The sequence below is a fragment of the Alcanivorax sp. UBA3183 genome (genome assembly GCF_002364155.1).
GTDB lineage: Bacteria > Pseudomonadota > Gammaproteobacteria > Pseudomonadales > Alcanivoracaceae > Alcanivorax > Alcanivorax jadensis.
This window is the reverse complement of the sequence record NZ_DEXN01000009.1, coordinates 200,854-211,211: the sequence shown is the minus strand read 5'-3', so window position 1 is coordinate 211,211 and position 10,358 is coordinate 200,854. Positions and strand designations below refer to the sequence as shown.

Below are 10,358 nucleotides of genomic sequence, written 5' to 3'. Positions count from 1 at the left end.
GGAATCGCGCCGCCAGCGACGCTTCTGCAAGTCGGTTCGGGAATCAATCCCTGTTATTTTTTTCGTACCCGATCCAGATAACGGGCAATGCGGCCGATGGAATCTTCCAGGTCATCCACCCGGGGCAAGAACACCACGCGGAAGTGATCCGGGTTTGGCCAGTTGAAGGCGGTACCCTGAACGATCAGGACCTTTTCTTCGCGCAGTAGATCCAGTGCAAAGGCTTCATCGTCTTCAAACGGGAACACCTTCGGGTCCAGTTTCGGGAATAGATACAGGGCGGATTTGGGTTTGACGCAACTGACTCCGGGAATGGAATCGAGCATTTCCCAGGCCAGATCCCGCTGGCGTCCCAGGCGCCCGGTGGGCAACACCAGATCCCCGATGCTTTGGTAGCCGCCCAGAGCAGTCTGGATTGCATGCTGGCTGGGTACGTTGGCGCACAGGCGCATGCTGGCCAGCATATCGAGCCCTTCGATATAGCTCTCTGCCCGGTGTTTAGCACCTGATATCACCATCCAGCCAGCGCGGAAACCAGCAGCGCGATAATTTTTGGACAGGCCGTTGAACGTGATGAACAGAAGATCGTCGGCCATGGATGCGATGGACGTATGCACCTCGCCGTCGTAGAGGATCTTGTCGTAGATCTCGTCGGCGAACACGATCAGGTTGTTTTCCCGGGCAATCTGCAACAACTCCTGCAGCATGGCCGGCTCGTAGTTGGCGCCGGTGGGGTTGTTCGGGTTGATGATCACCAGGGCCTTGGTGTTCTTGTTCACCTTGGCACGAATATCTTCCAGTGACGGTTGCCAGTCTTGCTGTTCATCACACAGGTAGTGCACCGGGGTGCCGCCGGACATGCGCACGGCAGCGGTCCACAGGGGGTAGTCCGGTGCCGGCAACAGCACTTCATCGCCGCTGTTGAGCAAGGCCTGCATGGACATGACAATCAGCTCGGACACGCCATTGCCGATGATCACATCATCTACGGTGACGCCTTCGATGCCCTTGGTCTGGGTATACTGCATCACTGCCTTGCGGGCCGGGAACAGACCCTTGGAGTGGCAGTACCCGGTGGAATCCGGCAGGTTGCTGATCACGTCCTGAAGCAGCTCTTCCGGTGCCTCGAAGCCGAAGGGCGCAGGATTGCCGATGTTCAGCTTGATCACCCGGTGACCTTCGTCTTCCAGGCGATGGGCTTCACGCAGCACCGGGCCGCGAATGTCGTAACATACACCGCGCAGTTTGTCGGATTTGTTGACGTGGTATTGGTCGATGGTCATGCCGGTCCCGTTGAATTGGATAGAGCCAAGAGGCTGATTCTACAATGTCCCCAAATTACTGTATATCGACCTGAATCCGTGACTGCATCGCGGATCCAGTTATCGAGTTACTAGAAACAAAACGCAACCGGAGCAGAGCGTGACCCCATTCAAGGATTTGTTGGCCCTGGCGGTAAACCGCAAGGGGTCTTTAAAAGCGGTCAAGGCGGAACTGCCTGGCGTGGCGGATGCCGGGCTTTTGCGCAACCGTGATGATGCGTTCTACTTTTCGGCGTTGACCCGGCGCATTTTCCGGGCCGGGCTCAAGCATTCCCTGGTGGACAACAAATGGCCGGCGTTCGAGGATGCTTTTTTCGGTTTCGATCCGGAAAAGCTGGTGCTGATGCCGGATAGCATGCTGGACGAGCGCATGCAGGACACGCGCCTGATTCGCCACTGGGGCAAGATGAAAGCCATTCGCCATAATGCTCAGCTGGTGCTGGATCTGGCCGAGGAGTACGGCAGTGTTGGCAACTGGCTGGCGGATTGGCCGGCGGATGACACCGTGGGAATGTGGCTGCTGCTCAAAAAGCGCGGTAAACAACTGGGTGGTAACTCCGGAGCCGCCTTCCTGCGCATGGTGGGCCGTGATACCTGGTACCCCACCGGTGATGTGATTGCTGCCTTGAAGGCCCAGAATATCATCGACAAACCCCCGGCCAGCCAGCGTGACCAGCGGTCTGCTCAGGCGGCGTTCAATGTCTGGCAGCAGGAGAGTGGCTGGCCCCAGGCCCATATCAGTAAAGTGTTGGCTTTTACGATCGGCTGATGTGCAGGGGCGTCGGTGTAGGGTCGGCCTTGATGGGTTTACTCAGATAAATGATAATGACTCTCCTTTTCACATTGAGCTGGATTCATTTCATGGCTGCTGTTCCCATCCCGGTGCGCCTCGCCGCTGTTCTGATCTCGATCTTCTTCCTTAATTCGCCTGCGTTTGCCAGCAACCAGACTGCTCTGGTGCAGTTGGTGGAGTACGTCGGGGCGGATTACATCAATGCCGTGGTGGATGGCGATATCGTCAGCCCGGAAGAATACGCCGAGATGGAAGAGTTTACGGCCCTGTTGGCGCAGGGGGTGGCTCAGCTACCTGCCGCTGATGGCAAGCAAGACTTGCAGGATAAGGCGAATGCCCTGCAAAGGGCGGTGATCGACAAGGCCGTGGAACCCCGTATCAAAGAACTGACCCAGTCTATTCGTGCCACCCTGGTCACCGTCTACGGCATCCCGGTGTCGCCAAAAGCGGCACCGGATCTTGAGCGCGCCGCCGAGCTGTATCAAACCCAATGTGTCGCCTGCCATGGCGCCGAAGGCCGGGGTGATGGACCTGCTGGCGCGGCGTTGGAACCGGCTCCCACCAACTTTACGGAAGTCACCCGCTACAACGGGCGCTCGTTACTGGGCCTGCATACCACCATCACCCAGGGAGTGGATGGCACCGGTATGGGCGCTTACAGCGATACCCTAAGTGACAAAGACCGCTGGGCGCTGGCGTTCTTCGTGGGAGCCAAAGCGGTCAGCGATGAGATGGCAGAAACCGGCAAGACAGCTTTCAACCAGATCCCCGGCATGAAGACATCACTGACGCTGGATACCCTGGTGGCCCAGGCGCCGGAAGATGTGTTGAAAGAGCAGGGCGAACAGGCCTATGCGGCCCTGGGGTATCTACGCCGGGAGCCGTCTGCGTTGTTCAACAAAAACCGCTATATAGCCCTGAGTGATGAACGCCTGCAGGAAGCCGAAAGCGCCTACCGCAGCGGTGATCGTCAGGCGGCCCGGGCCGCTGCCCTGTCCGCCTATCTGGACGGCTTCGAGATGATCGAACAGCAGCTTGCGGCAGTGGATGGGGACCTTATGCGTGTGGCCGAAGCGGATTTCATGGCGGTGCGTGAAGCCATCGATCGTAACCGAGCGGCGGATACGGTGAGCGAGCGAGTGACAGCGGCGCGGGCCTCCCTGTCGAAGGCGGCGGATGCCCTGTCCGGGGATGGCCTGAGCCCTGCGGCAACCTTCTCTGCCAGCTTTTTCATTCTGTTCCGTGAAGGGCTTGAAGCCCTGTTAGTGGTGGCGGCTCTGCTGACCTTTACCCGCAAGGCCAACGCGGTAAGCGCCACCCGTCATATTCATCTGGGCTGGATTGCTGCTCTGGTAGCCGGCGGGCTGACTTGGTATGCGGCCAATTCGCTGGTCACGTTCAGCGGCGCTTCCCGGGAAATGACGGAAGGGGTGGCGGGCGTCGTTGCTGCCCTGATCCTGTTCTACGTGGGCTTCTGGATGCACAGCAACAGCAATAGTCAGAAATGGATGGGCTATATCCGTAGCAAGGTAGATGATGCTCTGGGCAGTGGTACGGTCTGGGTGTTGACGTTCGTTGCCTTTATCTCCGTTTACCGGGAAATCTTCGAAACGATCCTGTTCTATCAGGCGCTGTGGAGTCAGGTGACGATGGTGACTCAGGCCTTCCTTTTCTATGGAATCGCAGCGGCCGTTCTGGGGCTGGCTGTGGTCTGCTTCCTGTTCTTCCATATTGGCATGAAGCTGCCTCTTGGCCTGTTCTTCCGGGTAACCAGTCTGGTATTGCTGGTGTTGTCGGTGGTACTGCTTGGACGCGGCATTGCCGCCCTGCAGGAGGCGGGCGTATTGAGCGCGTTTTATCTGGGCGTTCCCACCATTGAATGGTTGGGTGTCTTCCCTACGTTGCAAGGCGTGGTAGCGCAGATGATCGCGGTAATACTGGGCGTCGTGTTGTGGTTGCGGGGTAGCAGGCAACAGGCATAGCGCTTTTACTGGCGTGTGGGCGTGTCTAATAGGTCAGAATCAGGAATAATTACCTCTGCCTCTTTCTGGAGCGTCGATATTCTGGCGCTCCAGAGATTCCCCTGTCCCGAGCGCCTTTGGCGCTGTGGTGCGTGAAAGCGGTACTGCCATGTCACAAACCAAAATCAGTTTTCTCGGCATCGGCTTGATGGGCGCCCCCATGGCGGCCCGTCTGCTGGATGCCGGTTTTTCCCTGACTCTCTGGAACCGGACCCCGGAAAAGGCGCAAGCCTTGTCCGACCGTGCGCGTCTAGCTGCCAGTCCGGCGGAGGCTGTTGCCGAGGCGGATGTGGTGATCACCATGCTGGAAAACGGCACAGTCGTGGACCAGGTGCTCTATCAGAGTGGTGCCATTAACCAGCTTCGCCAGGGTGCGCTGGTGATCGACATGAGCTCCATCGAGCCGGCCATGGCCCGCCGTCATGGGACGTTGGTGGAGGCGCAAGGCGGGGCTTATCTGGATGCGCCGGTGTCCGGGGGAACCCGGGGTGCGGAAGCAGGGACCCTGTCGATTATGGCCGGCGGTGGCGACGAGAGTTTCGTGCGTGCCGCTGAGGTACTTCAACCCATGGGCATCGTGACGCATATCGGCCCGGTGGGTAGCGGTCAGCTGGCCAAGCTCGCCAATCAGGCCATTGTCGGCATCACCATTGGCGCGGTGTCGGAAGCCCTGTTGCTGGCAGCCAGGGGTGGGGCACGGCCGGAAAAGGTTCGTGAGGCCCTGCTGGGCGGTTTTGCCGGCAGCAAGATTCTCGAACAGCATGGTGAGCGTATGCTGCAGCGCAATTTCGAGCCCGGTGCACCGGCGCGGATTCAGCTCAAGGATCTGCGCATGATCCTGGATGAGGCCCGTAGTGAAGGCCTGACATTGCCGCTCAGTCAGCGGGTGTTCGAGCAATACCGGGCATTGCTCGCCAGCGGCAACGGCGAGGTGGATCACAGTGGCCTGTTGCTGGAACTGGAGCGGCTCAATGGCGTCCGACTAGGCAATGCTGACGAGGAACACTGATGCCACGCTTTGCCGCCAATCTTTCCCTGCTGTTCACCGAGTTGCCGTTTCTGGACCGCTTTGCCGCCGCTGCTGACGCTGGCTTTCAGGGTGTGGAATATCTGTTTCCCTATGACTGGCCGGCGTCGAGCTTGGCGGAAAAGCTGCAACAGCATCATCTGACCCAGGTACTGTTCAATCTGCCGCCAGGGGACTGGCAGGCCGGTGAGCGCGGTATTGCCTGCCTGCCGGACCGGGTGGAGGAGTTTCGCGAAGGGGTGTTTCAGGCCCTGGAGTATGCCGAGGTGCTGGATTGCCCGCGGATGAATTGTCTGGCGGGCATTCGGCCGGAGTCTCTGCCTGCTGATGTGGCGTTCCAGACCCTGGTGGAAAACCTGCGTTTTGCCGCTGATCTGCTGGCGGCGAAAGGAATGACCCTGACGGTGGAAGCGATTAACTCGAAAGTGGACATGCCGGGGTTCTTTGTTGATACGTCTCTTGCTGCCATGACGGTCATCGAGGCAGCGGGGCGGGAGAATATCCGGTTCCAGTTCGATCTCTACCATATGCAAATCATGGAGGGGGATCTGTGCCGTTCCCTTTCGCGACTTTGTCCCCATATAGGACATATTCAGTTTGCCGATAATCCGGGACGCCATGAACCGGGTACCGGCGAAATTCATTTTGATAGGGTGTTTGCCCACCTTGATGCGCTTGATTATCAGGGCTGGGTCAGTGCGGAGTATCGTCCGCAACAGGACACCGAAACCAGTCTTGGCTGGTTCAGACCACGGATTAACTGATTAATGATGCAACTTAACTGGGGCGGCAAAATTATTCTCGGCCTGCTGGGGATGCTGGTGGGAGGGCCCATCGGCCTGGGTATCGGGGTGTTGATCGGGCACATGCTCGACAAAGGCGCCGCCCAGGTGCAGAACGTTCGCCCGCAGCAGGCGGAAGTGCAGAAGGCCCTGTTTGATACGGTGTTTTCCATCATGGGCCATCTGGCCAAGGCGGATGGCCGGGTCAGCGAGGATGAAATCGCCCAGGCCCGGGCAGTGATGGATCGCATGCAGCTCAACGAGGAACAGCGCGCTGAAGCCATTGCCCTGTTCAATCGTGGTAAAGAGGCTGACTTCCCTCTTGATGCAACCGTCGCTGAATTCGCGAGTACGGTAAAACACCGCAAGCAACTGATACTGGTATTGCTTGAAGTCCTGCTGCAAGTAGCCCTGGCGGACGGTGAGATCCACGAGGCGGAAGAAGAAATTCTGGTTCGGGTTGCCGAAGGGCTGGGTGTGCCGCGGGCCCAGTTTCAGCAGATTCTCAACATGCTGCTGGCCCAGGCCCAGTTCTCCGGTGCAGGCGGTGCCTATCGAGGCGGGCAGAGCTCTGCCGGTCCATCGCGGCCATCCCTGGGACAAGCTTATAAGGTGCTGGGTGTTAGTGAGTCTGCGTCCAACCAGGAAATCAAGAAGGCCTACCGCAAGCTGATGAGCGAACATCATCCGGACAAACTGGCGGCGAAAGGGGTGCCGGACGAGATGATCCGCATGGCCACCGAGAAAACCGCGGAAATCAGTAAGGCTTACGACATGATCAAGGATAACCGCGGTTTTAAATAGGCGGCCCACAACACGAAAGACGCCCACTGTTGGAGCTTTGCTTGCAAAGCGAATTTTCCAGCGAGGAGGTTGCTTTGATCCTTCGCTTTGCAAGCAAAGCTCCAACGGTTATCCGCCGCGTGCCGCGTGGGGCTTTTGCGTTTCTTCAATAACTCACGCTGGGTAGCCGGTCCACTTTCGGGATCGACCAGCCACTGCTCACCAGATCGCTTTCTCCGGTCCACCATCGATTCAGCAACCGGGTCGCCAGATCGGCGCGAGCCCGGCCCCCCAGACGCTGGCTGGCTTCGTGATAGGCAGGCTGAAAGCGCAATCGCGGTGGCAGCCGGCGGGTGATGTCCATTAGCCGGTTCAGGTGCTTCTGGTAGGCGCGGTGGCTGTCCAGCCCGGTTTGCGGTAACCGGAATGTCTGTCTCAGGTGTTCGGGGATCTGGAAAGAGGCCAGCGGCAGGTAGGGGCTATAGGGCAGTCGCCCCGGGTAGCCCTGCTCGCGGATCAGGTTGTGGCCCAGCTGGCGGCGTCGATCACTGATCGGGCCATGGTGGTTGAGGCGACGCTTCCACCAGCGCTGATGGGCGTGCCAGTCTGCCGGTCGCCGACTTTCGGGAATTCCCATGACCTGCGCCAGCAACATGGTTTCCTCGAACAACCGTTCCTGGTGGGCGGTATTCAGCGGCTCGATGATCTCCTGGTACACCGTCAGGCAGGAATCCATCCAGGCCGTCAGCGCATACAGCAGGGTTTCACTGTCATCCACGTCGAACAGTGTCTTGCGTCGCATGCGTGGGCTGTCCAGTGTCAGCAAGGCCTGGTCCAGGTTGCCGAACACCAGTTTCAGCATGAATACCTGGGTGTGCTGAAGCCGTTGTACCAGGTCATGGGAATCCGCCAGTAACTGGGACAGACGACTGTCCGCCAGGGCCAACAGTGCCACTCGACCGTGTGCCAGGGAGGTGAGGTTCTCGCGCATCAGCTGCCAGCAGATGGAGCCGGGGCCGAACAGGCCCGCATCGGGCTGATGGCATTGTTCGCTGGCCTGGAACAGGCCGGCCTGGATATGGTCGCGGGTCAGTAATTGCGGTAACGCCATGTGCACGCCTCCTTTGTGCAGTGTGGGTCTCCAACTACCACCGAGCTGCCCGGTGACAACGTAGCGCTCTGGGGAGTCTCTGAATCACTCCTTGCGTACTCAGCGTGCCCTTCAGACCCCGCCCTCCGGGTCTTCCTGGCTGGCCCGCACTCGTTGTTGCGTCTTGAAGGTGCAGAGCCGACGGATGGACATATCTCAATCCCCTTTGGGGGGACACCTTCAAAATCTCGCCGCTCTTTACACCTTGGCCGAAGGGGAGAGCCAGCCAGGAAGACTGAGCATGCAAGGAGTGATTCAGAGGCTCCCTATTCATCCTACGGGCCTGCCTGATTGAATCTAATCAGGAAATGTGGTGATTTAATGATGTACGGGAACAGTGGCGCAGTTTTTTGTGTCGGAGAGTGAGACGTAGCCCTTGCCGGGTTACTGAACGTTACCGCAAAGGAGAAATGTCCATGTTGGGAGAGAATCACAGCATCCACCATGAATTTCCGGATCAGCGCCAGAAGATTGACGAACTGGTGAGCAATGATCCCGGTTTCAAGACGCTGGTGATGGAGCACGACAAGCTGGACAAGCAGATACGGGGCCTGGAAATGCGTGAGAGCCCGATTGCAGACCTTGATATGGAACGTTTGAAGCGGGAGCGTATTCGATTAAAGGATGAGGTGTACCATCGTCTTAATAATGGTTAAAGATAAAAAAGAAACCTGACGCATCAAAATGTCAGGTGTTAAAAATCACGAAAGGCTTGTTGGGTTAAAGGCGTTCTGACGCTGCTCAGCTTCAGGCGTTACCGCTAGAAATCCACTCTTCCTGTAACGATGAGCTGGACATCGTCCACTTCATCCTGGTTCACCAGTGGTGCTGCCACATCCAGGTGAAGCACCCGATCCACGCGGAACTTGCTGGGGCTGAGACGCAATCCCAGCCCCGCGTTTGCCAGAGTGCTACCGCGGGGTTGGCCTTGCTCCCAAGCTTGCCCAGCATCCACATATACAGCACCGCCCACATAGGCCAGGTTGAAAATCTGCCAATTGGTAAAGCGGCGTCGTTCGACGGACAACACCCAGCGCCGGTCACCCCGCTGATAGTCCGTGGGGTAGCCGCGCAAGTTGTCGTTGCCTCCGATCGTGAGTTGTTCGTCCTGGCGCAAATTGCGGCCGGCATTCACATTCAGACGGGCAAACCAGCGGTTGTTCTGGTTAAGGAAATAATAATAACTGAGGTTGCCCCCATAGTAGGTGCTGACAAAGTCATCGTCTTGATAGCGGCCACTCGCAGACAATCCACTGCGAAACAAATGGTGCTTGCGGATAAAGCGGGTATTGCTGGTGCTGAAATTGAAAATGACAGACTCGGCATTACTGCCAAGCGCTTTGCTGGCATGCCCCATTCGCGCAAAGTGATACCAGCCCAGGCGAATGTCTTCCTGACGTTGGGCGCGGTTTAGGTTTGAGGCTACCAGATGTTGGTTCTCCTGATACTCCACGGATATCGAAGGGTAAACGCGGCGCTCGTCCTCGGGCAGCGAGGTGGTTTCGTCGGGAACCGCGCTGAAGCGTTCCTCCTCGTCGGTTATCCCTAGCCGCCAGCGGACAATGGCTTGCTCCTGGACACCCGGTGACCAACCCACAAAGGCTTCGTAACGGCTATCTTCCTGCCGAAAGCGATTGACGGTCTGACCGTTGACTTCGATGCGTTCGAGTAGGTTCTCTCGCTGTATGTCAACGCCACCGGACCAGCGGCTGTCCAGCTGATAGAAAGGGCGTATGAGGCCGCCGGAGAGGGATTCACCATCACTGGCGTTGGTATAGCTAAGATTCAGTTGCATCCGTGCGGGCAGTAGGGGGTTACGATAACTGAAAAAGTGGCCGCTGCGATCGGCGTCATCGAAGTAGCCCGCGGCGACTCGCTGGCCGCTGCCCAACAAGTTACTTTCCGTAAACCCGGCACTGGTGCTGGTCTCACCGCCAGAACGTGATGCCGAGGTAGATGGCGAAAAGGTCCATACATCCCGCGTTACTACCAGCAAGTCAATGTGATCCGCACACACCCTGTGGGGCACGATCATCGCATCGACAAGATAGTCGTTACTGCGCAAAAGTCGTTCATTTTCCCTGAGATGATCTCTATCCAGCGGTTCACCGCTCGTCAGGATCATTTGTTTCTCAAGGGTCGTCTTACGGGTTTCTATATGCAAAAAATTAGCGGTTCGATAGAGCCAGTTATCTTCTGCCGGATCGTTTTCATTGAAGATGGGAAGCACGCTGTAGTGGATCTTGCCGATAGGGCGCCCTTGGTAACGACTGAAATCCACTTTCTGGCGGGTCTCGACAAATTCAAACAGGGCCGGATCCCCGTCTTCGTAGACAAGCTCACAGCTTTCCACAGTGGGCGGGGATGCCAAGCCTGGTAAGGGCCACAACAACAGCGTTGCCGTCAGCCAGGAAATGCCAAACCCGGCCCGGGAGAGTTGTTGCCGCTGCGTACCGGGACACAGTGCCTGCATGAACGAA

General features: G+C 57.9%; 9 protein-coding genes. 6 read left to right on the top strand and 3 right to left on the bottom strand.

The window, feature by feature from the left end; genetic code table 11:
• Positions 1-53: 53 nt before the first annotated feature.
• Complete coding sequence (locus tag B3Q33_RS04105; protein ID WP_035244598.1) at positions 54-1,283, bottom strand: pyridoxal phosphate-dependent aminotransferase; 1,230 nt, start codon at positions 1,281-1,283, stop codon at positions 54-56.
• Positions 1,284-1,422: 139 nt separating this feature from the next.
• Here B3Q33_RS04105 and B3Q33_RS04100 point away from each other — a divergent pair, with 139 nt between their 5' ends.
• The 5 genes from B3Q33_RS04100 to djlA all read left to right on the top strand — a co-directional run bounded on the left by B3Q33_RS04100 (position 1,423) and on the right by djlA (position 6,749).
• A complete protein-coding gene (locus tag B3Q33_RS04100; protein ID WP_272963230.1) occupies positions 1,423-2,091 on the top strand; it encodes a DNA-3-methyladenine glycosylase I in 669 nt (222 codons plus the stop codon).
• Positions 2,092-2,183: 92 nt separating this feature from the next.
• Complete coding sequence (locus B3Q33_RS04095) at positions 2,184-4,097, top strand: FTR1 family protein (protein ID WP_272963229.1); 1,914 nt, start codon at positions 2,184-2,186, stop codon at positions 4,095-4,097.
• A 127-nt stretch (positions 4,098-4,224) separates the two neighbouring features.
• The gene (locus B3Q33_RS04090) at positions 4,225-5,145 is read left to right on the top strand and encodes an NAD(P)-dependent oxidoreductase (RefSeq protein WP_408605289.1); all 921 of its coding nucleotides are present in this window, start codon (positions 4,225-4,227) and stop codon (positions 5,143-5,145) included.
• Positions 5,145-5,927 carry a hydroxypyruvate isomerase gene (gene hyi / locus B3Q33_RS04085; protein WP_035244592.1) on the top strand — a complete coding sequence of 261 codons (783 nt, stop codon included), beginning with the start codon at positions 5,145-5,147 and terminating at the stop codon, positions 5,925-5,927. Before B3Q33_RS04090 ends, hyi begins: the two co-directional genes overlap by 1 nt.
• Before the next feature lie 3 nt (positions 5,928-5,930).
• Positions 5,931-6,749: a co-chaperone DjlA gene (djlA, locus tag B3Q33_RS04080; RefSeq protein ID WP_272963228.1), complete on the top strand. Its 819-nt coding sequence runs from the start codon at positions 5,931-5,933 to the stop codon at positions 6,747-6,749.
• A 145-nt stretch (positions 6,750-6,894) separates the two neighbouring features.
• Here the strand turns inward: djlA and B3Q33_RS04075 are convergent, their stop codons facing one another.
• On the bottom strand, positions 6,895-7,839 hold the full coding sequence (locus tag B3Q33_RS04075) for an oxygenase MpaB family protein (protein WP_272963227.1): 945 nt from the start codon (positions 7,837-7,839) through the stop codon (positions 6,895-6,897).
• 455 nt (positions 7,840-8,294) lie between these two features.
• On the opposite strand from B3Q33_RS04075, the gene B3Q33_RS04070 reads away from it, so the two are divergent.
• The gene (locus tag B3Q33_RS04070) at positions 8,295-8,534 is read left to right on the top strand and encodes a YdcH family protein (RefSeq protein ID WP_035244585.1); all 240 of its coding nucleotides are present in this window, start codon (positions 8,295-8,297) and stop codon (positions 8,532-8,534) included.
• Positions 8,535-8,638: 104 nt separating this feature from the next.
• Here the strand turns inward: B3Q33_RS04070 and B3Q33_RS04065 are convergent, their stop codons facing one another.
• Entirely contained in the window at positions 8,639-10,351 is a 1,713-nt protein-coding gene (locus B3Q33_RS04065) for a ShlB/FhaC/HecB family hemolysin secretion/activation protein (RefSeq protein WP_035244583.1), read from the bottom strand.
• Positions 10,352-10,358 lie beyond the last annotated feature (7 nt).

Excerpts from the sequence above, each read along its gene's own strand:
- hyi (WP_035244592.1), top strand. The coding sequence starts at position 5,145 with ATGCCACGCTTTGCCGCCAATCTTTCCCTGCTGTTCACCGAGTTGCCG.
- B3Q33_RS04075 (WP_272963227.1), bottom strand. The coding sequence starts at position 7,839 with ATGGCGTTACCGCAATTACTGACCCGCGACCATATCCAGGCCGGCCTG.
- B3Q33_RS04095 (WP_272963229.1), top strand. The coding sequence starts at position 2,184 with ATGGCTGCTGTTCCCATCCCGGTGCGCCTCGCCGCTGTTCTGATCTCG.
- B3Q33_RS04105 (WP_035244598.1), bottom strand. The coding sequence starts at position 1,283 with ATGACCATCGACCAATACCACGTCAACAAATCCGACAAACTGCGCGGT.
- B3Q33_RS04070 (WP_035244585.1), top strand. The coding sequence starts at position 8,295 with ATGTTGGGAGAGAATCACAGCATCCACCATGAATTTCCGGATCAGCGC.
- B3Q33_RS04065 (WP_035244583.1), bottom strand. The coding sequence starts at position 10,351 with ATGCAGGCACTGTGTCCCGGTACGCAGCGGCAACAACTCTCCCGGGCC.
- djlA (WP_272963228.1), top strand. The coding sequence starts at position 5,931 with ATGATGCAACTTAACTGGGGCGGCAAAATTATTCTCGGCCTGCTGGGG.